The organism is Mycobacterium sp. NGS63 (assembly GCF_059812295.1).
On the sequence record NZ_JCALCJ010000009.1, the window covers coordinates 206,649 to 231,947 of the forward strand.

Below are 25,299 nucleotides of genomic sequence, written 5' to 3' on the forward strand. Positions count from 1 at the left end.
GCGCAGCCGAGATGCGCTAACGTCGTTCCGTGCCCCGGATCCGCAAGCTCGTCGCAGCCCTGCACCGCCGTGGCCCGCACCGGGTTTTGCGCGGTGACCTGGCCTTCGCCGGTTTGCCGGGGGTGGTGTACACCCCGGAGTCCGGGCTGAACCTGCCGGGGGTCGCGTTCGGCCACGACTGGCTCGCCGGCGCCGCGCGCTACGCGGGCCTGCTCGAGCATCTGGCGTCGTGGGGCATCGTGGCCGGGGCGCCCGACACCCAGCGCGCCCTGGCGCCCTCGGTGCTGAACTTCGCCTTCGACCTCGGCACCGCCCTCGACATCGTGTCGGGGGTGCGCCTGGGGCCGGGGAACGTCAGCGTGCACCCGGCCAAACTCGGTGTCGTGGGCCACGGCTTCGGCGGCTCGGCCGCCGTGTTCGCCGCGGCCGGGATGCGCGAGAAGCCCGCGGCCGTGGCGGCGCTCTTTCCGACGGTCACCAGCCCCCCGGCCGCCCAGCCCGCCGCGACGCTGCAGGTCCCGGGGTTGATCCTGACCGCGCCGGGGGACCCGAAGTCGCTGAACTCCCACGCGCTGGCGCTGGCCGAGTCCTGGGATGCCGCGACGTTGCGCATCGTGCACAAGGCCGAACCCGACGGGCTGGTCGAGGGCCGGCGGCTGGCGAAGGTGTTCGGGCTGGCCGGCCCGCACCGGCGCACCCAGCGCTCGGTGCGGGCGCTGCTGACCGGCTACCTGCTCTACGCCCTGGGTGGCGACAAGACCTACCGCGACTTCGCCGACCCGGAGGTGAAGCTGCCCGGGACGGACCCGGTGGATCCCGAGGCCGACCCGATCGCGCTGGAAGAGAAGGTCGTCGCGCTGCTGAAGTGACGCGCCCCGTGGCCGAGCGGCGCGCTCACCGTGGTATCTGTCGTTGATGCGAATCGGGATCGCTCTCAATTACTCGGGCGGCTTTCACGAGGCCGTCGACCGCGTCGTCGAACTCGAGAAGTCCGGCATCGACGTCGCGGTGGTGGCCGAGGCCTATTCCTACGACGCGATCAGCCAGCTCGGGTATCTGGCCGCCAAGACCAGCAGGGTGGAGCTGGCCTCCGGGGTGGTCCCCATCTACGTCCGCACGCCGTCGCTGCTGGCGATGACGGCCGCGGGCCTGGACTACGTGTCCGACGGGCGGTTTCGCCTTGGGATCGGCACGTCCGGCCCCCAGGTGATGGAGGGTTTTCACGGCGTGGCGTTCGACGCCCCGCTCGGGCGCACCCGCGAGGTCGTGGAGATCTGCCGCCAGGTCTGGCGGCGCGAGCGGGTGCAGTTCGACGGGAAGCACTACCAAATCCCGTTGCCCGCCGGGCGCGGCACCGGCCTGGGTAAAGCACTGCATTTGATCAATCACCCTGTGCGCGAACGCATTCCGATCATGATCGCGGCGCTGGGCCCCAAGAACGTGGAGCTGACCGCCGAGATCGCCGAGGGCTGGCAGCCGGTCTTCTACCTTCCGGAGAAGGCCCATCTGGTGTGGGGTGATGCGCTGGCCGCCGGCATGGCCAAACGGGATCCCGCGCTGGGCCCGCTCGACGTCATGGTGCACGCGTCGCTGGCCATCGGCGACGGCGTGCAGGACCGCCTCGCCTGGGTCAAGCCCAACCTGGCCCTCTACATCGGCGGGATGGGCGCCAAGGGCCGCAACTTCTATCACGACCTGGCCACGCGCTACGGGTTCGGCGAAGTCGCGGACCGCATCCAGGAGCTGTACCTGTCGGGCCGCAAGAACGAGGCCATCGACTTGGTGCCCGACGAATTGGTGCGCGGGATGTCGCTGGTGGGCCCCCGCAGCTACGTCGCCGAACGCCTGGCCGCCTTCGCCGAGGCGGGCGTGACGACGCTGTTGGTCAATCCCCTGTCCGCCGACCCCGCCGAGGCCGTGCGCTTCGTCGAGGACGTGTTGGCGCTGCGGCCCGCCTGAGCCGTCACTGCCCGGCCTGCGGAAGCTGGTCGGCGGCGATTTCGCACGGCGTCGCGTGCGGGTCGGCCGGGGGCGCCGGCTCGGCGGGCGGCTGCGCGGCGACGGGTGCGGGCGCAACGTGTGGCGCGGGCGCTGGTTCCGGCGGCGCGTCAACCGGTCGGGCCTCTTCGGCGGGCTTGGCCGTCTCGGTGTCGGGGGACTTCTCCACCTCCTTGGCCTCGTCCGGCTCGTCGGCCTCGTCGTCGGCGTCGTCCGGGTGGAACGGGTCCTCGTCATCGAAGGCGTCCTCGGTATCCGCCCGGTCACCCGCCGAACCCAGCAGGGATCCCATCGCGTCGACGATGCGGCCGGCCAGGCCGCCGAGACCGAGACCACCCAGTCCACCCATTCCGCCGCCGGCGTCGGCGCCAGGCATCGCCCCCACGCCGCCCAGGTCGGGCAGCGGCGCCGCGGGAAACGCGGCGGGCGCCGTCGGCGCGGCGGCCGGCGGGGCGGCCGCCGGGGGCGCAACGGTATCCGCCGGGTGACCGGCCACCGCGGCGGGCGACACCGGCGCGGGCGCCGCCGTGGCGGCGGGCGGAAGCGGCCGATAGCCCGGCCCGAGATCACCGGGAACCTCGAAGCTCACCGCCGGCGCGGCGGCCATGCGGTCAATCACCATGTCGTAGGCCGTGTCGACCCCCTCCACCGTGGACCGCATCGTCGTCAGCCAGTCCTCGCGAATCTCGTTGTCCACATAGGGAATAACCTGCTGCCGCACAACCTCTTCGGCGCCCGTCCGATCCCCGACCCCGGTGGTGACCGCCGTCGCCGCGGCCAACCACGCCGGGCGCTGTGCCCGGGTGCGCTCGTCGATGGCGATCGTGGTCGCGACCTTGGAATCGACCAGGTACCACAGGTTGTCGCGCAGCGACTCGCACCGCTGGGCGGTCGCGCGGACCTCGGCGGCCACCGTGTTCGCGGCGTCGCACTGGCGTTCCAGGAACCGGATCGCGGCGTCCCCGCCCTGGCCCGTCCATGCCGCGGTCAGCTCGGCAAGCCCGGCGCGCTGCATGCGCAGCGCGTCGACGACCGCGGCGCCCGCGGCCCGCAGTTCCGCGCAGTCGCGATCAAGCGCGCGCAGGTCGAGGCCGTCTTCGCTGCCGTACCAGTCGCGCAGCTGGGCGGGATGCGCCGTCAGGTCGGGATGTTGGTAGCCGAGCGTGTGGCAGGCGGCCACGTAGGTCTCGGTGCGCTCGAGGGCGGGCCGGCCCTCCGCGAGGCGCTCGGCGACGTCCAACCGCTCGGCCATCCTCAGGCGATCCGCGCCGCGGCGGACAGCTCCGCGTCGGCGTAGCGGTCGGCGGCGGCGCGCAGCGCGGCGGCGGCCTCGGCGACCGCCCGCGCCCAGCGCGTCACCTCGGCCGTCAACCGCTGCAACTCCACGCGCAGCGCGTCGCCCCGTGCCGCGTGCGCCCGGCCGGCGCTGGACCCGCCAAACGCCAACCGCCCCAGGTGATCTGCGATCGCGCGGTCGAGGAGGTCGGCGGCCGCGCCCAGCTGAACGGCGGCCTTGTGGGCACCCGAGCTGTCGAATCTCATGCCTAGTCCGACGCGGGACGCCGCGACGGGGTTCCAGGCGGAACGATCAGCGCGCGGCGCTGACCGCCTCGGCGACGCGCGAGGCCACCCGCTGCGCGAGGCCCTCCTCGGGCGCCTCCACCATGACGCGGATCATCGGTTCGGTTCCCGAGGGGCGCAACAGGATCCGGCCGGTATCACCCAGCTCGGCCTCGGCCTGTTCGACCGCGGCCCGCACCGAAGCGGACGCGGCGGCGGTGGCCTTGTCGGCGACCCTGACGTTGATCAACACCTGCGGCAGCGCGCGCATCGCGGTGGCAAGGTCGGCCAGCGACGAACCGGTCTGCATCATGCGGGTCATCAACCGCAGCCCGGTGACGATGCCGTCGCCGGTGGAACCCACCGCGGGCATCACGATGTGCCCGGACTGTTCGCCGCCGAGGCTGTAGTCGCCGGCCCGCAGCTCCTCGAGGACGTAGCGGTCGCCGACGCCAGTGGTGCGCACGGCGATGCCGGCCTTCCGCATGGCCAGGTGCAGGCCGAGGTTGCTCATCACGGTGGTCACCAGCGTGTCGGACGCCAGTTCGCCGGCGTCGCGCATCGCCAGCGCGAGCACGACCATGATCGCGTCGCCGTCGACCAGCTCCCCGTTGGCGTCGATGGCCAGGCAACGGTCGGCGTCCCCGTCGTGCGCCAGGCCCAGGTCGGCGCGGTGCTCGACGACCGCCGCCCGCAGCGAATCCAGGTGCGTGGAGCCGCAACCGTCGTTGATGTTCAGCCCGTTGGGATCGGCGTTGATCGCGATGACCCGGGCGCCGGCCGCGCGGTAGGCGCGCGGCGCCACCGACGAGGCCGCGCCGTGGGCGCAGTCGACCACCACGGTCAGGCCGTCCAGGCGCAGCGTGCAGGCCTTCGACAGGTGGCGCAGATAGCGGTCGGCGGCGTCCTCGGCGTCGATGCGGCGGCCGATCCCGGCGCCGACCGGGCGCAACCCCGGCCCGGCCGCCACCAGTTCCTCGATCTGGTCCTCGGTATCGTCGTCCAGCTTGTGGCCGCCGGGACCGAAGATCTTGATGCCGTTGTCGGGCATCGGGTTGTGCGACGCGGAGATCATCACCCCGAAGTCGGCATCGTAGGCGCCGGTCAGGTAGGCCACCGCCGGGGTGGGCAGCACCCCCACCCGCAACGCGTCGACGCCCTCGCTGGTCAACCCCGCGATCACCGCGGCCTCCAGCATTTCGCCGCTGGCCCGCGGGTCGCGGCCGATCACGGCGACGCGCCGGCCGGGCCGGTCCGGGCTGGCCAGCAGCCGGGCCGCGGCGGCGCCCAGGGCCAACGCCAGCTCGGCGGTCAACTCGCGATTGGCGACCCCGCGAACACCGTCGGTGCCGAATAGTCGACCCATGCGGACAAACCTCTCACAGTTGGCGGTCTGACACCTAACGTGCCCGTTCTTTTCTGACCGAAACCATGCGTGATCGTGCGCAGACACGCCGCAGACTGTGCACAAAGATGCGACGCTGCGGCCAGAAAGTAATGCGGATCAGCGCTTGCTGTACTGCGGCGCCTTGCGCGCCTTCTTCAGCCCGTACTTCTTGCGCTCGGTGGCACGCGGGTCACGCGTGAGGAACCCGGCCTTCTTCAACGCGGGCCGGTCCTCGGGCGAGGCCAGGATCAGCGCCCGGGCGATGCCCAGCCGCAGCGCGCCGGCCTGACCCGAGGGGCCACCGCCGTGCAGCAGGGCGAAGATGTCGAAGCTTTCCACCCGGTCGACGGTGACCAGCGGGGCCTTGATGAGCTGCTGGTGGACCTTGTTGGGGAAGTAGTCCTCCAGGCTGCGGCCGTTGAGGTCGAACTTGCCGGTGCCGGGCACGATGCGCACCCGCACCACGGCCTCCTTGCGGCGGCCGACGGTCTGGATGGGCCGGTCGAACACGAACGACTCGGCGGGACGCGCGGGCGCGGCCTCGGCCTCCGGGACCGCCGCGGTCTCCGGGGTGTCTACAGCCTCGGTTGTCTCGGTCACTGGGCCACCTGCTTGATCTCGTACGGAACCGGCTGTTGAGCGGTGTGGGGGTGCTCCGGACCTGCGTAGACGCGGAGCTTGCGCTGAATCTGACGGCTGAGCTTGTTCTTGGGCAGCATGCCGACGATCGCCTTCTCCACGACACGGGTCGGGTGCTTTTCCATCAGCTCGCCGATCGTGCGCTTGTGCAGCCCGCCGGGATACCCCGAGTGGCGGTAGGCCAGCTTGCTTTGCAGCTTGTCGCCGGAGAGGGCGACCTTGTCGGCGTTGATGACGATGACGAAGTCACCGCCGTCGACATTGGGGGCGAACGTCGGCTTGTGCTTGCCGCGCAGCAGGTTGGCTGCCGCGACGGCAAGGCGGCCAAGCACCACGTCCGTGGCGTCGATGACGTACCACGACCGCGTGGTGTCACCCGCCTTTGGCGCGTAGGTGGGCACAGCGCTTACCTTCTCTTCTCGAGGTGGATCCCGGGTCGAGCCGGGTGCCGGTCAGGCGGTCTGCGGTGGGGCTGAATCTCGGCGACCGACATTGACCCGAGGCCCCGGCGTACCGCACGCCAACCGAGCAGCTTACCGATGCGCGTCCCCGCAGGTCAAAATGACTGTGTGGTCCCGGCGGCTCTCCCCCGCCGGGACCACACAGGGGCCATTGCGTCCTAACGTCCCCAGCTGCCCGCCGCCCGCCGGTCGGCGTCGGCCACCTCGTCGGCGCCGTCGCGCACCGCGTTGCCCAAGTCGACCAGTATCTGGTTGAGCGCGGTGGCCGACTGGTGCCATCTGAGCTGTTCGGCCTGGTAGGCGGCCGCCGCCTCGCTGGTCCAACCCTCCCGCAGCGGGGCGATCTGCGATCTGAGCTCGTCGAGCGCCGCGTTGAAACGGGCCGCCGTGGTGTGGATCTCCTGGCGTACCGAGTACTCGATTTCGCCGAAGTTGTACGACAGGACCGGGTCCACCCTGGATCCCCCGCTCACAGGTTCCCGCCGGCGGCGGCGATCTGCCGCGCGTGGTCCTGGCCGGCCCCCGACAGCGCGGCCTCGTTGTGCCGAATGGTCTCGGCGATCGCGTGCAGGGCGTGATACAGCCGCGTCGACTCGGCGTTCCAGCGATCCACGACATCGTTGAAGCGCGCGACGGCGAGCCCACCCCACACCGAGCGCGGGACACTGCCCATGCGGCCGATGAAGGCCTGCAGCATCGCCCGGATCTCGTCGTTGCGGGCGTCCGTCGTGGCCGCGACCGAACGCATCAGCTCGAAGTCGGTGCTCAGGATGTTCGCCATATGAAGTTGGACCGTGCCGATCCCCGTTTGGTTCCGCCCGATTCGGGGCTCACCCGATCGCGTGCGCGGAACGCACCGCCTGTTCGCACGCCCCCCGGATGGACTCGTCGTCGCCGGGACGGCTTTGGCACCCGATGCTGATCCGCACCGGCCCGTCCAGCAGGATCGTCCATCGCACGTGGTGCGCGGCGCGCACTTCGCGGTAGGTCACCGCGGGCCGCCCGGCGCTGATCGCCGCCGGGTCGAAGTCGACGAATACGCCCGCCGCCTCGGCGCCGATCGCCCGTTTCAGCCGCTCGGCGGTGTCACCGAGCGTCTCGCCGGCCACCGGCGACTGCGTGATGTGCAGCGCCAGTTCGGGATCCGACGGCGACGTCACCTGCACTCGCGCCGACCCGGGCCCGGTGACCACGCGCTGGGTGGCCCAGCCCGCGGGCACCGTCAACGCGACCCGGCCCTCGACCAGAAAGGTCGGTGGGGCCGGCGCCGCCGTTTGCAGCGCCGCCGGGGCCGGCGCGTGATGGCGGCCGGACGGAGCCACGGCCGATAACGCCAGGGGCAGCGCGGTCAGCGCGGCGGCGACGCCCGCGAGCGCAGCCGTGGTGAGGCGCGCGCGGGATCGATGATCGGTGCCGAGCGGCGGCTCGGGGGGTTCGTCGGGCACCGACAGGGCCGACCGCGCCAGGGCGGCCAGCCGGGCGTCGCCGATCTCGACCGCCGCCCGGCCGCTGCCGCGCAGGTTCCCGGCGAGCGACGCCGCCAGCTGTGGCGCCCCGACGACTCCGCTGGGCGCGTCGATCACGACGAGCGCCGCCGCCTGCCGCGTCATCCCGGCGATGACCCGTGCGACCTCCTCGGCGTCCCCGGCTGTGGAATCCGGTTCCACGCCGCGCGGGATCGCCGCGACCGCACAGTCCTCGGTGACCGCGACCAACCGCTCGGCGATCTCCACCACCACCGCCGCGCCGCCATCCCAGGCCTGGCTCAGCAGCCTCGATCGGGGACGCGTCGCCACGTCGCCGGCCAGGGACCTGGCCGCCGCGGTCACCACGCCGACGCGCGCGGGTGACCACCACGACGGATGCACGACGATCAGACCCGCGCAGTCCGCGCAGGTCACTGATCGCAGCGCCGTGCACCACAGCGAGTCGACGGCCACCGGGCGGCCTCCGACCAAAGCCACCGGATCGTCGATCGCGCCCAGCGCCTCCCGCACGATCTCAAATGTGTCGCCATCTGCAACCACGCCTGTGCCGCAACACAATCGGCGGATCGTGCCGGGGCCGGCCTCGAGGATGGCTCGGTGCCTGATCACGGCGGCGGGCTCCACGCCACCTGCACCAGCTCTTCGTCGCCGGCGCGCGTGACCAGGAGGCCGCGGCCCGGCGGCAAGCGCGCCGCGCGCCGCGAGTCCCACGGCGCGCCCTCGCCCGGGCGCCCGCTCATCGTCAGTGTCAAGCAGCCGAGGTCGCGCAGGCCCGCCAGCAGCGGCTCGAACAAGGCGCGCTCGGCGCCCCCGCTGCGCCGAGCGACGACCACGTGCAGCCCCAGTTCCCTGGCGTAAGGCAGGAATTCGACGACGGCCGCCAACGGATTGCCCGCGGGTGTGACCACCAGGTCGTAGTCGTCGATCAGCAGGTAGATGTCCGGCCCGGACCACCACGACCCGGCTTTCAGCTGTGCCTGGCTCAGGTCCGGCGGCGGGATTCGCCGCCGCAGGGTGTCGAGGAGACCCGCCAGCAGAGCGTCCACCGTGGCGGGCGACATGGTGTAGCCGCCAAGGTGTTCCGACTCGATGACACCGAGCAGGCTGCGGCGGAAGTCGACGATCAGCAGTCGGGCCTCCGCGGCGTTCTTCGTCCGGACGATCTCGCGGCACAGGGTGCGCAGCGTGGCGGTCTTTCCGCACTCGTTGTCCCCGAGCACCAACAGGTGCGGATGTTGGTCGAATTCGACTGCGACAGGCTGCAGGCGGCGCTCCCCCAGACCGAGCAGGATGCGCGCGCCGAGCCGCCCCGCCCGGTTCACGACCTCCTCGTGGTCTACGCGCGCGGGAAGCAGCCGGATCGGCGGTGCGACCTTTTCGCCAGGGGCGACCCGGTCGGTGGGCAGGGCGACGACCATATGCAGCCCGTCGCAGGACAGCCCGCGCCCCGGCCGGTCGCGGGGCACCTGGTGCGCCCGCTTGCGGTCGGTCTCGGAGTCCGCGGGGTCGCCCAGCCGTAACTCGATGCGGGTGCCGATCTGGTCCTTGAGCGACGGCCTGATCTCCGCCCACCGCGACGCCGACAGCACCACATGCACGCCGAACGAAAGCCCTTGTGCCGCCAGGGCCGTGATCGGCGCGTCGAGTTCCTCGAACTCCTGGCGCAGGTTTGCCCAGCCGTCGACGACGAGGAAGACGTCAGCGCGCCCCGCCTGGGACCGGTCGGCCTCCCGGGCCCGGACGATGGATCCCACCTCGGCGACCAGGCGCCGGACCAGCTCCGGCTCGGCTCGGCCGGCGACGGCGCCCACGTGCGGCAGGGCCCGCAGCGCGCCCAGCGCCCCGCCACCGAAGTCCAGGCAGTAGAACTGCACCCGCCCGGGATCGTGGGTGGCCCCCAAAGCGGTGACGACGGTGCGCAGCGCGGTCGACTTGCCCGATCGTGGGGCTCCGACGACCGCGACATTGCCTGCGGCTCCGGACAAGTCGACCATCAACGGCGTGCGGCATTGTTCGAACGGACGATCGACGACACCGATCGGCACGCTCAGGTCGCCCGGCGCGGCATCGCCGAGCAGGGTGTCCAGCGCGGGTGACGCGCCCAGTGGCGGCAGCCAGACCTGGTGCGCCGGCGGTCCGTGCCGGGCCAGCCGGTCCAGGGCGGCCTGCAGGATGGTCCCGGCCGGCTGGCCACCCGCCCCGGCGACCGGCCCGGCCACTTCGGTGTCGAAAGCCCGCACCGCTAGCGACGGCCCACCCGCGGGCCCGCCAGCCGGCTGCGGTCCCGACACGAACGCGGACTGAAAGCGAACCGGCTCACCACTGTTCGGCCGCAGGTAGCCGGCGCCGGGGGTATTCGGCAACTCATAGGCGTCGGGCGTTCCCAGGGCGGCCCGCGATTCGGCGGCGGACAGCGTCTTCAGGCAGATCCGATAGGAGAGGTGGGCGTCCAGCCCGCGCAGCCGGCCCTCCTCGAGCCGCTGGCTGGCCAGCAACAAGTGCATGCCCAGCGACCGGCCCAACCGGCCGATCGCGACGAACACGTCGGCGAACTCCGGGTGCTGGCTGAGCATTTCGGAAAACTCGTCCACGACGATCAGCAGTGTCGGCAGCGCGACCAGCCGGGCGCCCGCCCGGCGCGCGCTTTCGTAGGCCGTGACGCCGGCGCAGCGCGCCCTTCGCAGTAGCCCTTGCCGCCGGTCCATCTCCCCGGCCAGCGCGTCGCTCATCCGGGCCACCAGCGGCGCTTCGTCGGCGAGGTTGGTGACGACGGCGGCCACGTGCGGCGCCGCCGCCAGGTCGAGAAACGTTGCGCCGCCTTTGAAGTCGATGAGCAAGAGGTTGAGCGCCTCGGGGGAGTTCCGTGCCATCATCCCCAGGGCGATGGTGCGCAACAGCTCCGACTTCCCCGATCCGGTGGCGCCGACGCAGAGCCCGTGCGGACCCATCCCGCCATGGGCGGCCTCCTTGATGTCCAGATGCAGCGGCGTGCCGTCGGCCGCGGTCCCGAGGGGAACGCGCAGCCGGTCGCGGTGGTCTCGGCCGCGCCACAAGGCGATTGGGTCGAAGTCGGCGAGACCACCCAGCCCCGCCAGTTCCGGCCACCCGCCCGATGCACCGGCCGCGCCGACGACGCGGTAGCCGGCCAGCCGGCGGGCGCACACCAACGCGTCGACCGGTTCCATCCGGTCGGGACGCGCCAAGGGTCGAGTTTCGTCGGGCCAAGCCACCGTCACCGGCGCGCCGTCGGCACAAGCGCCGATCTCGAGGAGGGTCGCACCGGGGAAGTCACCGCAGGCGGCGCGGTCGTGCAGGTCGGCGAGCGCGATCACGTCCGGCTGCACGCCGGCGAGGGCGCGCCGCGCCTCCGCCAAGCTGCGATACACCAGGCGGGCGGGGCCCACCGCATCGGCCGCGATCGGATGTTGGTTGTGCGGCAACCACTTCAGCCAATCCCAATGGCCTCGATTCTCGTCGCTAATCGCGCCGACGATCAACAATTGGTCGGGAGGGTGCAGCACGGCCAGTTGGCAGATCATCGCGCGCAGCAGGGCGCGGACCGACGCCGGATCTCCGCCGACGGTTACCCGCCCGGCGCCGCGCAGGCCGATGGCGACGGGCACGTCGGCAACAACCGAATGCGCGCCCACGAAGCGATGCAGCGCCGTCGTGGTGACCGGATCCGGACGCACGGAGGACGAGAGGTCCGGGAGCACCAGGCGCGTGGCAAGCGGCTGCGTCCCGACGCCGACACGAACCAGGCAGAAGTCGGGGTCGGACGCTCGCCGCTCCCACATTCGCGGGCCGCCGATCAACGTCCACAGCGTGTCCGGATCGGGGTGGGTCCAGGTGAGGGAAAGCCGCTGCGCGGCCGCCGTTTCGGTGGCGACGGCGCGAAGCCGGCCGAGGTATCCGAAGTAGTCGGCCCGGTCGGCGTCGATGCCGCGGTGTGAGCTCCGACCATGCCCGGCCAGCGTCACCACCATCGAAACCAGGGTCATCGCGGGGAATGCCAGGAACATCGGGTTGCGGGGCACGGGCGACCCGGAGAAGAAGACCGCCGCCATCACCCCGAGCGTCACGACCGACACGGCAACCGGCACCCACCGTGATGACCTCGGCGGCGGCAGGCCCTGCGGTGCCTCGACGGCGATGTCCGCGGTTGCGAACGTCGGCGGCGACCGCCGTACCGCGGGCACGACGCACTCAGTCATCTCGTCCCTCCTACAGGGAGGAGACGGTAAGCAGCGCTCGGAAACGGCGGCAACTCACCTGTGGACAACCGGACACGGGAGGGCCGAAAGCTGGCTAGCGTGGCGGCAATCCGACTCAAGGGGGTCGCCGTTGATGCCTGTCTCCGATCCGGGATTGCGTCGCGTGGCGGTCCATGCCGCTGGCGCGGTCACCGATTTGGCCCTGCCCGCCGGCGTTCCCGTCGCGGTGCTGATTCCGTCGATCATCGACATCCTCGGCGCCACCGGCGGCTCGGGCGAGGCGAGGCACTACCGGCTGGCGCTGCCCGGAGCGGCCCCGCTGAGCGCATCGGCCACATTGGCGCAGAACGGGATCCGGGACGGCACCGTTCTCGTGCTGACGCAGGACGTCATACCGCCGTCCACGCCCCGGCACGACGACGTCGCGGAGGCCGTGGCGGCGACGCTGGCCGCGACGAGCCGCAGCTGGGCCCGCAACCGCCGGCACGGGGCCCGGCTTGCCGGCGGGGCCTCGGCGGGCTGCCTCACCGCGATCGGTGCCGCGGCGCTTGTCCGGCATGCGTTCAGCACCGGGGTCACCGATGTCACCGTCGCCGTCGTGGCCTCGGCCGGATTGGCGGCCCTGCTTCTTGCGGCGGCCGCACGCCGCACGTATGGGGATGCGACCGCCGGGCTGGCGCTGGGCCTGATCGCGACCGCGTTCGCGGCGGTAGCCGGCTGCCTATCGGTGCCCGGCATCCCCGGCCTGCCGCACCTGGTGCTGGCCGCGGCGGCCGCGGTCGTGACCGCGGTGCTGGCGATGCGCGTATCCGGTTGCGGCGTCGTGTCGTTGACCGCGCTGGCGTGCGCGGCGGCGGTCGTCGGGGGCGGCGCGTTGGTGGGCGTCGTCACCGCGGCACCGGTGCGCGCCATCGGCGCGGTAGCGGCGCTGATCTCGGTCGGCCTGCTCGAGGGGGCGCCCCGCGTCTCGATCGCGCTGGCGCGCTTATCGCCGCAGCTGCCGCCGGCACCGGACCTGGACAGCAAGGCGACCCGCGCCGAGGAATGGTTGACCAGCCTGCGCGCGGGGTTCTCCTGCACGGCCGCGGTCGGTGCCGTCGTCACCGTGCTGGCCGGTGCACATCGCCCGTGCTGCGTCGCGTTCGGCGCCCTGACCGGCGCGCTGCTGCTGCTGCGCGCTCGGTCGACGGGCGGGCGGGCGACGCCCGCATTGGTCGCTGGCGGAATCACCGCCATTGCAACGACTTTCGGTGTCATCGCCCTAAACCTGTCCCAGCAGGACGCGTGGGTGGCCGCGATGACGGCAGCCCTGGTGGCCGCGGCGGTTTACCTGGGTTTCGTCGCCCCGCGGATGTCGCTGTCACCGCTGTGGGGCCGCGCCGTAACGGCGCTGGAGCGCGCGGCGCTGGTCGCGCTGGTCCCGATGGCCTGCTGGGTGTGCGGCCTCTACGGCGCGGTCCGCGGGTTGACGTTCAGGTGAGCGTGGCCAGCCTAACGCGCGTACTGGCGGCGCTCGCGGTGGCGGTCCAGCTGGGAACACCGGCGGCACAGGCGGTTTCGCCGCCCCAGGTCGACGACAAATGGCTGCCCACACCGGCGTTGCCGGCGCCGCCGTGGCCCACGCTGCAACGCGAGGTTTGCGCGACGCTGACGGCGGACCCGGCGCCGGGCCGCGACCGGACACCCCGCCTCGCCGACCTGCCCCGGATCTGGCAGCTGACCCGCGGTGCCGGGCAGCGGGTCGCGGTCATCGACACCGGCGTCGCGCGCCATCCCAGGCTGCCCGATGTAGTGCCGGGAGGGGATTACGTGTCCGGCGGCGACGGCACCCAGGACTGCGACGCGCACGGCACCCTGGTGGCCGGAATCATCGCTGCCGCAGCCGATTCAAGCGCCGCTGGCCTCGCCGGGGTGGCGCCCGAGGCCACGGTGATCGCGATCCGCCAGTCCAGCGCCAAATTCTCGCCCGCCGCGAACCGCTCCGGCGGCGGGGTCGGGGACGTCGACACCATGGCGAAGGCCATCCGGACGGCGGCCGATCTCGGCGCGTCGGTGATCAACGTGTCGTCCGTGGCCTGCGTTCCAATCGCGTCGGCGCCCGACGACCGCGCGCTGGGGGCGGCGCTCGCGTACGCGGTGGACGTCAAGAATGCGGTCGTGGTGGCCGCGGCGGGCAACACCGGCGGCGCCGGGCGGTGCCCGCCGCAGCGCGCCGACGCGTCCTGGCAGACGATCACGGTCGTCGCCAGCCCGGCCTGGTACGACGACTATGTGCTGACGGTCGGTTCGGTCAACGCTGACGAGACGCCGTCGGCTTTCACCCTGGCCGGACCCTGGGTGGATGTCGCGGCCACCGGCGAGGCGGTGACGGCGCTGGGTTCGCAGCCGGTCTCCGGCACCAGTTACGCCGCGCCCGTCGTCAGCGGGCTGGCCGCGCTGATCCGGGCCCGGTTCCCGGCCCTCACCGCGCGGCAGGTGATGCAGCGCATCGAGTCGACCGCGCACCACCCGCCCGCCGGATGGGATCCGCTCGTCGGCAACGGCGCCGTGGATGCGCTGGCCGCGGTCAGCACCGACCCCGTCCCGCCCACCACCTCCAAACCGGTGCCCCTGCCGATCGGCACGGCGCCGCCCTTGAAGCCGCCCGATTCGCACGCCCGCGCCATGGCGTTGCGCGGCGCAGGCATCTGCCTCCTCGCGTTGGCGGCCGTCTGGGGGGCCGGCCGGTTACGGGGTGCCCGGGACCGTGTCCCGGGCGGCTGACGCGTTCTGTCTGCTCAGTTCGGGTCCCGACGGGAGCACCGCCAGCAGCGGCCACGGGCCCGGGATCGGCGCGGGAAGACCCAGATCGTGCGCGGCGTCGTCGTCGCGGACCGCGAACCGCACTCCGGTGTCGGTGACGAGGTAGCGCGTGCCGACCCGGCCGTTGCCGCGAGCGTAGGCGCTGCGCCCGGGGGGCAGGTAGACCGCGTCCAGCGCGGCGCCGCGGCCATCGGACTGGGACAGGGTGACCGGAGCCCGACCGGACGGCACCGGCAGGCGAGCGCCGGTCAGGAACGCGGTGTCGAAATTCCCGGCCGGCGCGGGCTTCGACGTGACGCACACGATGTCGTCGTCGTCCAGCGCCGGCGCCCGGTCGGGAAAACCGGCCACCGGCAACGTGTTGACGACGCCCGCGGCGCGGATAGCGTCGGCCGCCACGGCGACGGGGTTGGTGGTGCCGCGCGAGTCGCTGAACCGCAGCAGATCGGCGGCCACCTGCCCGATGCGCTGGACCCCGGTGGCCAGGACGACGTAGTAGTCGTCGCCGTCGCCGCGCGCGACGCGCAGCACGCTGCCGACGGGAAATCCCGGCAGCCCGGCCGCCGCGTCCCCCGCGCCGCGAATCCGGGGAACGCGTATCGGCGCGGCCTCGGGCACCGCGTTCAGCAGCGACTGCGACACCGGCCTGGGCGCGCGGCCGTCCAGCCGCAGCGACCGAACCACCGCGGTGTCGGCGAGGTCCACCACCGCCCTTCGCCCTCCGTAGAGCAAATAGGCCGGCGAGCCCGACGGCGGCGCCACCAGCAGGGCGTGGCCGGAAGCCAATTGCTGCACCGAAGATCCGTCGGTCGGCCCGATGACGGCCGTCGTCGCGCCGGTCTCCCCGGTGTCGCAGATCGTCCAGGCCGACTCGTGCGCCGACAGCGGCTCGCCGAGCAGCTGCGGCGCACCCGGGATACCAAGCAGCGGACCGCGTTTGGTGCGGACCAGATCGGCGTCGCGCACGGGCTGCGGGTTGGCGGCCGTGGCCGTGATCAATCGCGCCGAGGCCAGGTTCAGCACCGGATGCCAGGTGTCGCCCACCCGCACGTACAGCGCCCCGGATGGTTGGGCCAGCACGATGCGCGCCTGGCCGAGGTCCGGATGCGGCCGCAGCACGCCCAGCAACGCGCACCCCGCCAGGGCGACCGCCGTGAGCGCACACCCGACCGCCAGCGGCGCCGTGCGCGCCCGGCGCAACTCATTCGCCTCGTCGACGTCCCTGCCCAGCAACGCGCACTCGAGGCGGCGCAGCAGAAATCGGTAGCCGCTGAGGTTTATGCGGTCCAAAGTCACCCCGAAACAGTCGAAAAATTGTGGAATCCGTCTCCCGGGGTCACGTTAAGCCGCACGTCAGGCGCACTGCGGCCGTCCATCCACAGCTCGCCCGAGTTTCGCCTCGGCCGGATGCGGGTAAAATTTCGGCGTGTTTTGTCACATAGGCCGTTGGGCCGGCCTGGGCGCGTCCGCACTGCTCACCGCGACCGGCCTGCTGCTCACCCCAACTGCGGCGGTCGCCTCCGCCGACGACTGCCCCGACGTCGAGGTCATCTTCGCGCGCGGCACCAACGAGCCGCCCGGCCTCGGCCGTGTCGGCGACGCGTTCGTCGACTCGCTGCGTCAGCAGACCGGCCTGAACATCCTGCCGTACGGGGTGAACTACGCGGCCAGCAAGCTGCAGCTGCACGGCGGCGACGGTGCGAACGACACCATCGACCGGGTCAAGAAGAGCGTGGAGAAGTGCCCGAACACCAAGATCGTGCTGGGCGGCTACTCGCAGGGGGCCTCGGTGATGGACATCGTGGCCGGCGTTCCCATCGGCGGCATCAACTGGGGCAACTCGCTGCCGCCGCAATACGCCAGCAACATCGTTGCGGTTGCCACCTTCGGTGACATCGCCGACCGCGCCGGCGGGACGCTGCCGACCCAGAGCGCGCTGCTCGGGTCCAAGGCGATCGACCTGTGCAACCCGCAAGACCCGATCTGCCACGCCGGCCAGGGCAACGAGTGGAGCGGCCACACCGAGGGCTACGTCCCCGCGTACACCACACAAGCGGCGTCCTTCGTCGCGTCCAGGCTGCGGGCCGCGTCCACCCCGCAGGTTCCGGGCTACGGGCCGCAGATGCCCGGCTACGGTCCGCAGGCGCCTGGGCCCGGGCCGTCGATGCCCGGTTCCGGCCCGTCGGTCCCCGCGCCGAACGCGCCGAACGAGCCCGCGCCGAACCTGCAAGCGCCCCTGGTCTAAATCGTTACCGGCGCTTGACCATAGCTCCGTAGCCTCGTCGTGTGAGGCTCATCCGGCTAGGGCTGGCCGCCGCATGCGTTGCGGCGGCCGCGTATTTCGTCGTGCCTAAGCTGATGCCGCTGGCCTCGGCGTCCTGCCCCGACGTCGAGGTGGTGTTCGCCCGCGGGACCGACGAACCGCCCGGCGTCGGCCGGGTGGGCCAGGCCTTCATCGGCTCGCTGCGCCAGCACACCCGCAAAAGCGTTGGCGCGTACGGGGTTAACTACCCGGCCAGCAAGGACTTCCTGGCCGCCACCAACGGCGCCAACGACGCCAGCAGCCACGTCCAGCAGATGGCGAACAACTGCCCGAACACCAAGGTGGTGCTCGGCGGGTATTCGCAGGGCGCCGCCGTCATCGACATCGTCACCGCCGCACCGCTTCCCGGCCTCGGCTTCCGTCAGCCGTTGCCCGCCGCGGCCGCCGACCACGTCGCGGCCGTCGCGCTGTTCGGCAACCCGTCGGCGCGCGCGGGCGGCCTGATGAGCGCGCTGACACCGGATTTCGACGGCAAGACCATCGACCTGTGCAACACGGGCGACCCGATCTGCTCGAACGGCAATAAGTGGAGCGCGCACCTGGGCTACGTGCCCGGGCTGACCAATCAGGCCGCGGGATTCGTCGCGGGCCGCGTCTAGTTCCGGTGGCGGCAACCCGCATCGCGCGGCTACGCCGCGCTCGCGATCGCCACTAGCCGCGCGTGCGCAGGTCCCGCGTGATCAACGTCCGCGCGGCCAGCTGGTCGTCGGGCGGGTAGTCGACCCCGATCAGCGTCAGCCCGTGCGGGGGCGCGGCGGCGAAGTCGCTCGATCGGTCGGTGGCGGATAGCAATTGGCGACACCACGAGGCCGGGCGCCGATGTTCGCCGACGGCCAGCAGTGCTCCGACCAACGAGCGCACCATCGACCAACAGAACGCGTCGGCGGTGACGTGCGCGGTGATCAGGTCACCCTCGCGCGACCAGTCAAACCGCTGCAGGTCGCGGATGGTGGTGGCGTTGTCGCGGTGCCGGCAGAACGCCGCGAAGTCGTGCAGCCCCACCAGGTCTCGCGACGCGATGGCCATCGCGTCGATGTCCAGGGCCCGGGGCCACGCGGTGACGTAGCGGGCCTGCTGCGGCTCGACACCGTAGGGCGCCGTCGACAGCCGGTAGGCGTAGTGACGTCGCAGCGCCGAGAATCGGGCGTCGAAACCCGCTGGCGCGCGGCCGATGTCGAGCACCCGCACGTCCGCGGGCAAAAACCGGCCGAGACGGCGCAGCAGCGCCAGGAATTCGGGCTCACCGGCGCGGGCCGAGCGCGAGTATGCGTTGGGCAGCGCGTCGGCGGGCACGTCGACGTGGGCGACCTGCCCGGTGGCATGAACCCCGGTGTCGGTGCGTCCCGCCGCGCGCAGCCGCACCGGAACGCGGAAGACCGTCGTCAGCGCCTCGTCGAGGACGCCGGCGACGGTCCGCTGCCCGGCCTGGGCTGCCCAGCCCGCGAAATCGGTTCCGTCGTAGGCGATGTGCAGCCGCAGGCGGACCTGAGAATCCGGGTCGCTAACTCTCGTCAGCCTCGTCGTTCGCCTCGGCCTCGGCCTCGGCGCGCGCGGCGATGGCCTTCTCGGCCTTCTCCTCGGCTTTGGCCTGGGCTTCCGTGGCCTCGCCGGCCTCAGCCTCGCCGGCCTCGGCCTCGGCGGGCTCGACGACCTCGTCGGCCGTCGGGCCCTCAGCCGCCTCGGGCTCGACCGCGGCCTGAGGCGCCGCCGCCGCCGCGACAGGGGCGTCAGCCTTCTTGGACGCCTTGACCCGGCGCGCCCGATCGGCCTCCGAGGTCACGGTCTTCTCCCGCACCAGCTCGATCACGGCCATCGGGGCGTTGTCGCCCTTGCGCGCCTCGACCTTGATGATGCGGGTGTAGCCGCCGTTGCGGTCGGCGAAGAAAGGCCCGATCTCCTCGAACAAGGCGTGCACCACGTCCTTGTCGCGGATCTTCTTGAGGACCTCGCGACGGTTGTGCAGCGTGCCCTTCTTGGCGTGCGTGATCAGCTTTTCCGCGTACGGCCGCAACGCCCGAGCCTTGGGCTCGGTCGTCTTGATCCGGCCGTGCTCGAACAGCGACGTGGCCAGGTTGGCCAGCAGGGCCTTCTGGTGCGAAGACGACCCGCCGAGGCGGGGGCCCTTGGTGGGCTTGGGCATTGCGACTATCTCCTATTCGGGGCCGGTCCCCGTATCAGGTAGGACCGGGACGGAATTTCTCTACAGCTGTTCGGTTTCCGCGTAGTCCTGGTCGTCGTAGGCGGCCTCGGTGGACCAGGTGCCGGTGGCGACGTCGTAACCCGCAACCTCCGACGGGTCGAAGCTCGGCGGGCTGTCCTTGAGCGACAGGCCCAGCTGGTGCAGCTTGACCTTCACCTCGTCGATGGACTTCTGGCCGAAGTTGCGGATGTCGAGCAGGTCGGACTCGGTGCGGCTGACCAGCTCGCCGACGGTGTGCACGCCCTCGCGCTTGAGGCAGTTGTAGGACCGCACGGTCAGGTCGAGGTCGTCGATCGGCAACGCGAACGACGCGATGTGGTCGGCCTCCGCCGGCGACGGCCCGATCTCGATGCCCTCGGCCTCGACGTTGAGTTCGCGTGCGAGGCCGAACAATTCGACCAGCGTCTTGCCGGCCGAGGCCAGCGCGTCGCGAGGGCTGATCGAGCTCTTGGTCTCCACGTCCAGGATCAGCTTGTCGAAGTCGGTGCGCTGCTCGACACGGGTGGCGTCGACCTTGTAGGTCACCTTGAGCACCGGTGAGTAGATGGAATCGACCGGGATGCGGCCGATTTCGGCGCCCGAGGCCCGGTTCTGCACCGCCGGGACGTAGCCGCGGCCGCGCTCGACGACGAGCTCCACCTCGAGCTTGCCCTTGTCGTTCAGCGTCGCGATGTGCATGGCGGGGTTGTGCACGGTCACGCCGGCGGGCGGCACGATGTCACCCGCGGTGACCTCGCCCGGGCCCTGCTTGCGCAGGTACATGGTGACCGGCTCGTCCTCCTCCGAGGACACGACCAGGCCCTTGAGGTTCAGGATGATGTCGGTGACGTCTTCCTTCACGCCGGGCACGGTGGTGAACTCGTGCAGCACACCATCGATGCGGATGCTGGTGACGGCCGCGCCGGGAATCGACGACAGCAGCGTGCGGCGGAGCGAATTGCCCAGGGTGTAACCGAATCCCGGCTCCAGCGGCTCGATGACGAACTGGGACCGGGTGTCGGTGACGACTTCCTCCGACAGTGTGGGTCGCTGTGAGATCAGCATGGTGTTTCTCGTTCTCCTTCTCGGCACCCGCTATTTGATGCCGCTTAGGTTCCTGCCAAGCGGATGCCGGCAGGAGGTCTTGAGTTACTTCGAGTAGTACTCGACGATCAGCTGCTCGGTGAGCGGCACGTCGATCTGCGCGCGCTCGGGCAGCTGGTGGATCAGGATGCGCTGGCGCTCCCCGACCACCTGCAGCCAGCTCGGGATCGGGCGGTCGCCCGCGGTCTCCCGCGCGATCTGGAACGGCACGGAGTTCAGCGACTTGTCCCGCACGTCGATGATGTCGTACTGCGACACCCGGTAGCTGGGGACGTCGACGCGCACGCCGTTGACCGTGAAGTGGCCGTGGGTGACGAGCTGGCGGGCCATCCGTCGGGTGCGCGCCAGCCCGGCGCGGTAGACGACGTTGTCCAGCCGGCTCTCGAGGATGCGCAGCAGTTCCTCACCGGTCTTGCCGGGCTGCCGCACGGCCTCTTCGTAGTAGCGGCGGAACTGCTTTTCCATCACGCCGTAGGTGAAGCGGGCCTTCTGCTTCTCCTGCAGCTGCAGCAGGTACTCGCTCTCCTTGATCCGCGCGCGGCCGTGCTGGCCGGGCGGGTAGGGGCGCTTCTCGAACGCCTGGTCCCCACCGACGAGGTCGGTGCGCAGCCGGCGCGATTTGCGAGTGACGGGTCCGGTGTAACGAGCCATGGGGTTCTAGATCTCCTGACGCTTCTAGACGCGCCGACGCTTGGGCGGGCGGACGCCGTTGTGCGGCTGGGGGGTGACATCGGAGATCGCGCCGACCTCCAGGCCCGCGGCCTGCAGCGACCGGATCGCGGTCTCCCGGCCCGAGCCCGGGCCCTTGACGAACACGTCGACCTTGCGGACCCCGTGCTCCTGGGCCTTGCGCGCGGCGTTCTCGGCGGCCAGCTGCGCGGCGAACGGGGTCGACTTGCGCGAGCCCTTGAACCCCACGTGACCCGACGACGCCCAGGCGATGACGTTGCCCTGCGGGTCGGTGATCGTCACGATCGTGTTGTTGAAGGTGCTCTTGATGTGCGCCGCGCCGTGCGGGACGTTCTTCTTTTCCCGGCGGCGCGTCTTCTGGCCCTTCTTGGCGCCGGCGGCTGTCTTCTTGGCTGGTGGCATGGCGGTTACCTGGCCTTCTTCTTGCCTGCGATGGTGCGCTTGGGGCCCTTGCGGGTCCGCGCGTTGGTCTTGGTGCGCTGGCCGCGCACCGGCAGGCCGCGGCGGTGCCGCAGACCCTGGTAGCAGCCGATCTCGATCTTGCGGCGGATGTCGGCCTGCACCTCGCGGCGCAGGTCACCCTCCACCTTCAGGTTGGCTTCGATGTAGTCACGCAGGTGGGTCAGCTGGTCGTCGCTGAGATCCCGCGTGCGCAGGTCCTTGTCGATGCCGGTGGCCGCCAGAATCTCGTTCGAGCGGGTGCGGCCGATGCCGAAGATATAGGTCAGCGCGATCTCCATCCGCTTGTCGCGCGGCAGATCGACGCCTACTAGTCGAGCCATAGGTGGCGTGTCCTCTTATCTCATGCGGAGGTCTTTTCCCAGCCCGTTCCCGATTTTGATCGGGGCCCGGCCTCCGTCCGGGCGTGGGTGAGCGGCGTATCCGCTCAGTGGTGCTGGGAGGTCTGCATTCAGTTGTGAGAGCGGAAGCCCTGACTAACCTTGCCTCTGCTTGTGGCGCGGATCCGAGCAGATCACCATGACCCGCCCATGCCGACGGATCACCCTGCACTTGTCGCAAATCGGCTTCACGCTGGGGTTGACCTTCACGGCTGTTCGATCCTGTTCTCGTCTTTTGGGTGGTTACTTGTACCGGTACACGATGCGGCCCCGGGACAGGTCGTAGGGAGACAACTCCACCACCACGCGGTCCTCGGGCAGGATGCGGATGTAGTGCTGGCGCATCTTGCCGCTGATGTGGGCGAGCACCTTGTGACCGTTCTCCAGCTCAATGCGGAACATCGCATTGGGCAGGGGCTCGACCACGCGGCCCTCGACCTCGATGGCACCGTCCTTCTTGGCCATACTTGTCAGAAATCCTCGTCGTTCGTTTCGTGTCGTTCGCGTCAGTGCGGCCGGGCGGCGCAGCAGCCGTCCCGACTACAAAACGTGAGCCGGTGGTGAAAATTCCGAGAAATTTCAGACTGGGCACGCCAAGAGTCGGCACGGGACGCCGCACCGTCGTCCCACCTTACCCGCATCGCCGCAGTCGGCGCAAAAACGCGCGGCGCACCCGCCATGGCCCCTCGCCTAGTTTTGCCGCAGGGCCAGGATCTTGTTGTTGTGGCCCGCGACGTACACCGCGCCGTTGCTGTCGACGGCCAGGCCCCACGGGTAGTCGAGGCCGGCGAAGGGCAGCACGACCTGCTGGGTCGAGCCCGCCGGCAGCTTGAGCGCGCGGTTGCCGGCACTGTCGGTGACATAGACGGAGCCCTCGCTGTCCAGGGTCACGCCGCCGGGATCCGACAGCCCGGCGAAGGGCACGACGGTCTGCGTGTTCGAGCCGGGGGCCAGCATCAACACCCGGTTGTTACCGCCGTCGGCGACGTAGATGGTCCCGTTGCTGGACACCACCAGACCGGTCGGGGCCTTGAGACCGGTGAAGGGGATCTCGTACTGCTTGGTCGAGCCCTGGTTCAGGGCGACCACCCGGTTCTTGGCGGTGTCGGTGACGTAGACGGTCCGGGCGCTGCCCACCGACAGGCCGGTCGGGTGGTCGAGGTCGGTGAACGGCAGCTGCGTCTGCTGGCTGGACCCGGCGCGCAGGATCAGCACCCGTTTGTTGCCGGAATCGTTGACGTAGACGTTGCCGCTGTTGTCCGCCGTCACGCCGCTCGGATAGCTGAGGCCCTCAAAAGGCAGCACGACCGGGTCGGTCGAGCCCGCGGACAACGCCAATATCCGGTTGTGCATGGTGTCGGCGACGTACACCGTGCCGCCGTTGCCGACCGAGAGCCCCTGCGGCTCGCGCAGGCCGGTGAAGGGCAGCGTCGTCTGCCGGGAGTCGGAATGTGACCCGAAAACGCCGAAGACGGCCAGCGCGGCAACGACCACGGCGACGGTGGCCAGGGCCGCGAGCGAGATGACGACGGGTTTCCGGCGCCACCACTGCGGTGGCGGCAGGCCCGCGGGCGGCCGATCGGCGAAGGGCTCGGCCGGCGGTTCGGGGTGGGGGTACGCGCCGGGGTGGGCCGGCGCGTGCCGGACCGTGGCCGGGCCGCCGGGTTCCTGCGGCGCGGGAGCGTAGGCGGGACCGTGGTTCTGCGCGGGGGCCGGGAACGGCGCCGGGCGCGGCCTATCGGGTGGCCGCGGGGGCAGCGGCACGGGCGCGGTGATGGCGCTGCGGGCGGCCCGCGCCAGCTCGACGGCGGTGTCGTAGCGGTCGCCGGGCAGCTTGGCCATGCCCTTGGCGATCACCGGGTCCAGGCTGTGCGGCACCCCCGGGTGGGTGCTCGACGGGCGCGGCGGCGGACTGGCGAGGTGGTTGCCGATCTGTTGCTCCAGGCTGTCGCCGGGGAAGGCGTGCTCGGCGGTCAGGCATTCGTACAGCACACAGGCCAACGCGTAGATATCCGAGCGGGCGTCGATCGGGGGCGCGTCGGGCTCCTGGATTCTGAACCGTTCGGGGGCCATGTAGTGAAACGTCCCGATCACGTCGCCGACGGTGGTCAGGTTGCGCTCCCCGGCCGCCAGCGCGATGCCGAAGTCGATCAGGTAGGCGTAGTCGTCGTCATCGACGAGGATGTTGGAGGGCTTGACATCGCGGTGCAGCAGCCCTTCCTTGTGCGCGGCTTGCAGCGCCTTGGCGATCTGCTCGACGATGTGCACCGCCCGCGCCGGCGGCAGCGGGCCGTCGCGCAGGATGGACTGCAGGTCTCGGCCCTCGATCAGCGCCATATCCACGAATAGGCGTCCGTCGATTTCCCCGTAGGTGTGAATCGGCACGACATGCGGGCTCCGCAGTCGCGCGGCCGCATGGGCTTCGCGACGGAACCGCTGCTGGAAGACGTCGTTCCGGGAGATATCGGTGGGCAAAATCTTGATCGCGACGATTCTGTCGATGACGCTGTCGCGGGCGCGCCACACCTCACCCATGCCGCCGCGGCCCAGCAACTCGATCAGCTCGTAGTTTCCGAACGACGTATCCCGCAACAAGCCCTCCCACAGCGACTGGACAAACCATATCGCGCCACTAACCGTGAAAATTCGCCAATTCAGCGACCAATTTGCCGGCCCAATTCTTTTCGCCCACTTATTTCCGGGCAAACAGCGCGTCCCGCGCAGGAATACGGCGGGCCGGCTCGCGGGTTGGAGCAACCATGACCGACGCTCATGCCACTCGCCCCTCTCTCGGCCGGTTCGGATCGTTCGGACGCGGGGTCACGCCTCAGCAAGCCAAAGAAATCGAAGCCCTGGGCTACGGGGCGGTCTGGGTGGGCGGCTCCCCGCCCGCCGAGCTGGCGTGGGTCGAGCCGATCCTCGAGGCGACGACCACCCTGCAGGTGGCCACCGGCATCGTCAACATCTGGACGGCGGCGGCCAAGCCGGTCGCCGAGTCGTTCCACCGCATCGACCGCGCCTACCCCGGCCGCTTCCTGCTCGGCATCGGCGTCGGCCATCCCGAGGCGCACACCGAGTACCGCAAGCCCTACGACGCGCTGGTGGCCTACCTCAACCAGCTCGACGAGTACGGCGTGCCGGCCGACCGCCGCGTGGTGGCGGCCCTGGGCCCGCGCGTGCTCAAGCTGTCGGCCGACCGCAGCGCCGGCGCGCACCCCTACCTGACCACCCCGGAGCACACCGCCCAGGCCCGCGAGCTGATCGGCCCGTCGGCGTTCCTGGCCCCCGAGCACAAGGTGGTGCTGACCACCGACGCGGACAAGGCCCGCGCGGTCGGCCGCCGCGCGCTCGACATCTATTTCAACCTGGCCAACTACCGCAACAACTGGAAGCGGCTCGGCTACTCCGATGAGGAAGTCACCCGCCCCGGCAGCGACCGCCTGGTCGACGCGCTGGTGGCGTATGGCACGCCGGACCAGATCGCCGCCCGGCTCAAACAGCACCTCGACGCGGGCGCCGACCACGTGCCCGTGCAGGTTCTCACCAAGGATGAAAACCTGGTCTCGGCGCTGGCCGAATTGGCGGGGCCGCTCGGACTGAGCTAGCCAACCCGGAG

The 25,299-nt window shown here is 71.2% G+C and carries 26 protein-coding genes; 7 read left to right on the forward strand and 19 right to left on the reverse strand.

What is annotated here, in order from left to right:
- Positions 1-29 precede the first annotated feature (29 nt).
- Together AC5Y4Z_RS22160 and AC5Y4Z_RS22165 are read left to right on the forward strand one after the other, a co-directional pair.
- Positions 30-869 carry a dienelactone hydrolase family protein gene (locus tag AC5Y4Z_RS22160; RefSeq protein ID WP_499967008.1) on the forward strand — a complete coding sequence of 280 codons (840 nt, stop codon included), beginning with the start codon at positions 30-32 and terminating at the stop codon, positions 867-869.
- Positions 870-915: 46 nt separating this feature from the next.
- Complete coding sequence (locus tag AC5Y4Z_RS22165; protein WP_499967009.1) at positions 916-1,959, forward strand: LLM class F420-dependent oxidoreductase; 1,044 nt, start codon at positions 916-918, stop codon at positions 1,957-1,959.
- Positions 1,960-1,963: 4 nt separating this feature from the next.
- On the opposite strand, the gene AC5Y4Z_RS22170 is transcribed toward AC5Y4Z_RS22165, so the two are convergent.
- From AC5Y4Z_RS22170 to eccCb, 9 genes are all read right to left on the reverse strand, one after another.
- On the reverse strand, positions 1,964-3,250 hold the full coding sequence (locus AC5Y4Z_RS22170; RefSeq protein WP_499967010.1) for a hypothetical protein: 1,287 nt from the start codon (positions 3,248-3,250) through the stop codon (positions 1,964-1,966).
- A gap of 2 nt (positions 3,251-3,252) precedes the next feature.
- Entirely contained in the window at positions 3,253-3,540 is a 288-nt protein-coding gene (locus tag AC5Y4Z_RS22175; protein ID WP_499967011.1) for a hypothetical protein, read from the reverse strand.
- 46 nt (positions 3,541-3,586) lie between these two features.
- Complete coding sequence (gene glmM / locus AC5Y4Z_RS22180; protein ID WP_499967012.1) at positions 3,587-4,924, reverse strand: phosphoglucosamine mutase; 1,338 nt, start codon at positions 4,922-4,924, stop codon at positions 3,587-3,589.
- Positions 4,925-5,062: 138 nt separating this feature from the next.
- The gene (rpsI, locus tag AC5Y4Z_RS22185) at positions 5,063-5,545 is read right to left on the reverse strand and encodes a 30S ribosomal protein S9 (protein WP_499967013.1); all 483 of its coding nucleotides are present in this window, start codon (positions 5,543-5,545) and stop codon (positions 5,063-5,065) included.
- Positions 5,542-5,985, reverse strand: a complete 444-nt coding sequence (rplM, locus tag AC5Y4Z_RS22190; protein WP_499967014.1) for a 50S ribosomal protein L13 — start codon at positions 5,983-5,985, stop codon at positions 5,542-5,544. The genes rpsI and rplM overlap by 4 nt, the downstream gene beginning before the upstream one ends.
- Before the next feature lie 218 nt (positions 5,986-6,203).
- On the reverse strand, positions 6,204-6,500 hold the full coding sequence (locus AC5Y4Z_RS22195) for a WXG100 family type VII secretion target (protein WP_499967015.1): 297 nt from the start codon (positions 6,498-6,500) through the stop codon (positions 6,204-6,206).
- A 14-nt stretch (positions 6,501-6,514) separates the two neighbouring features.
- Positions 6,515-6,826: a WXG100 family type VII secretion target gene (locus AC5Y4Z_RS22200; protein WP_499967016.1), complete on the reverse strand. Its 312-nt coding sequence runs from the start codon at positions 6,824-6,826 to the stop codon at positions 6,515-6,517.
- Positions 6,827-6,875: 49 nt separating this feature from the next.
- Complete coding sequence (locus AC5Y4Z_RS22205; protein WP_499967018.1) at positions 6,876-8,141, reverse strand: type VII secretion-associated protein; 1,266 nt, start codon at positions 8,139-8,141, stop codon at positions 6,876-6,878.
- Positions 8,138-11,746, reverse strand: a complete 3,609-nt coding sequence (eccCb, locus tag AC5Y4Z_RS22210; protein WP_499967020.1) for a type VII secretion protein EccCb — start codon at positions 11,744-11,746, stop codon at positions 8,138-8,140. Before eccCb ends, AC5Y4Z_RS22205 begins: the two co-directional genes overlap by 4 nt.
- 133 nt (positions 11,747-11,879) lie before the next feature.
- On the opposite strand from eccCb, the gene eccD reads away from it, so the two are divergent.
- Together eccD and mycP are read left to right on the forward strand one after the other, a co-directional pair.
- Positions 11,880-13,226, forward strand: coding sequence for a type VII secretion integral membrane protein EccD (gene eccD / locus AC5Y4Z_RS22215; RefSeq protein ID WP_499967022.1), 1,347 nt, complete (start codon positions 11,880-11,882; stop codon positions 13,224-13,226).
- A gap of 2 nt (positions 13,227-13,228) precedes the next feature.
- Positions 13,229-14,509 (forward strand): type VII secretion-associated serine protease mycosin, encoded by a 1,281-nt coding sequence (mycP, locus tag AC5Y4Z_RS22220; protein WP_499967023.1) that lies wholly within the window; start codon positions 13,229-13,231, stop codon positions 14,507-14,509.
- On the opposite strand, the gene eccB is transcribed toward mycP, so the two are convergent.
- Positions 14,474-15,844: a type VII secretion protein EccB gene (gene eccB / locus AC5Y4Z_RS22225; RefSeq protein WP_499967025.1), complete on the reverse strand. Its 1,371-nt coding sequence runs from the start codon at positions 15,842-15,844 to the stop codon at positions 14,474-14,476. The genes mycP and eccB overlap by 36 nt on opposite strands.
- 130 nt (positions 15,845-15,974) lie before the next feature.
- On the opposite strand from eccB, the gene AC5Y4Z_RS22230 reads away from it, so the two are divergent.
- Together AC5Y4Z_RS22230 and AC5Y4Z_RS22235 are read left to right on the forward strand one after the other, a co-directional pair.
- Complete coding sequence (locus AC5Y4Z_RS22230; protein ID WP_499967026.1) at positions 15,975-16,793, forward strand: cutinase family protein; 819 nt, start codon at positions 15,975-15,977, stop codon at positions 16,791-16,793.
- 113 nt (positions 16,794-16,906) lie between these two features.
- Complete coding sequence (locus tag AC5Y4Z_RS22235; RefSeq protein ID WP_499967118.1) at positions 16,907-17,470, forward strand: cutinase family protein; 564 nt, start codon at positions 16,907-16,909, stop codon at positions 17,468-17,470.
- A gap of 52 nt (positions 17,471-17,522) precedes the next feature.
- Here the strand turns inward: AC5Y4Z_RS22235 and truA are convergent, their stop codons facing one another.
- From truA to AC5Y4Z_RS22280, 9 genes are all read right to left on the reverse strand, one after another.
- Positions 17,523-18,386 carry a tRNA pseudouridine(38-40) synthase TruA gene (gene truA, locus AC5Y4Z_RS22240; protein WP_499967119.1) on the reverse strand — a complete coding sequence of 288 codons (864 nt, stop codon included), beginning with the start codon at positions 18,384-18,386 and terminating at the stop codon, positions 17,523-17,525.
- Positions 18,373-19,011: a 50S ribosomal protein L17 gene (gene rplQ, locus AC5Y4Z_RS22245; RefSeq protein WP_499967027.1), complete on the reverse strand. Its 639-nt coding sequence runs from the start codon at positions 19,009-19,011 to the stop codon at positions 18,373-18,375. The genes truA and rplQ overlap by 14 nt, the downstream gene beginning before the upstream one ends.
- Before the next feature lie 60 nt (positions 19,012-19,071).
- Entirely contained in the window at positions 19,072-20,115 is a 1,044-nt protein-coding gene (locus tag AC5Y4Z_RS22250) for a DNA-directed RNA polymerase subunit alpha (protein WP_499967028.1), read from the reverse strand.
- Between the two features lie 84 nt (positions 20,116-20,199).
- A complete protein-coding gene (rpsD, locus tag AC5Y4Z_RS22255; protein WP_499967029.1) occupies positions 20,200-20,805 on the reverse strand; it encodes a 30S ribosomal protein S4 in 606 nt (201 codons plus the stop codon).
- Between the two features lie 24 nt (positions 20,806-20,829).
- Entirely contained in the window at positions 20,830-21,246 is a 417-nt protein-coding gene (gene rpsK, locus AC5Y4Z_RS22260; RefSeq protein WP_499967031.1) for a 30S ribosomal protein S11, read from the reverse strand.
- A gap of 5 nt (positions 21,247-21,251) precedes the next feature.
- Positions 21,252-21,626 (reverse strand): 30S ribosomal protein S13, encoded by a 375-nt coding sequence (gene rpsM / locus AC5Y4Z_RS22265; RefSeq protein ID WP_085233506.1) that lies wholly within the window; start codon positions 21,624-21,626, stop codon positions 21,252-21,254.
- 153 nt (positions 21,627-21,779) lie between these two features.
- Positions 21,780-21,893, reverse strand: a complete 114-nt coding sequence (gene rpmJ / locus AC5Y4Z_RS22270) for a 50S ribosomal protein L36 (protein WP_003879483.1) — start codon at positions 21,891-21,893, stop codon at positions 21,780-21,782.
- Positions 21,894-21,926: 33 nt separating this feature from the next.
- Complete coding sequence (gene infA, locus AC5Y4Z_RS22275; protein ID WP_003418601.1) at positions 21,927-22,148, reverse strand: translation initiation factor IF-1; 222 nt, start codon at positions 22,146-22,148, stop codon at positions 21,927-21,929.
- A gap of 225 nt (positions 22,149-22,373) precedes the next feature.
- Positions 22,374-24,275, reverse strand: coding sequence for a serine/threonine-protein kinase PknD (locus tag AC5Y4Z_RS22280; RefSeq protein ID WP_499967032.1), 1,902 nt, complete (start codon positions 24,273-24,275; stop codon positions 22,374-22,376).
- Positions 24,276-24,442: 167 nt separating this feature from the next.
- On the opposite strand from AC5Y4Z_RS22280, the gene AC5Y4Z_RS22285 reads away from it, so the two are divergent.
- Positions 24,443-25,288 carry an LLM class F420-dependent oxidoreductase gene (locus AC5Y4Z_RS22285; RefSeq protein WP_499967034.1) on the forward strand — a complete coding sequence of 282 codons (846 nt, stop codon included), beginning with the start codon at positions 24,443-24,445 and terminating at the stop codon, positions 25,286-25,288.
- Positions 25,289-25,299 lie beyond the last annotated feature (11 nt).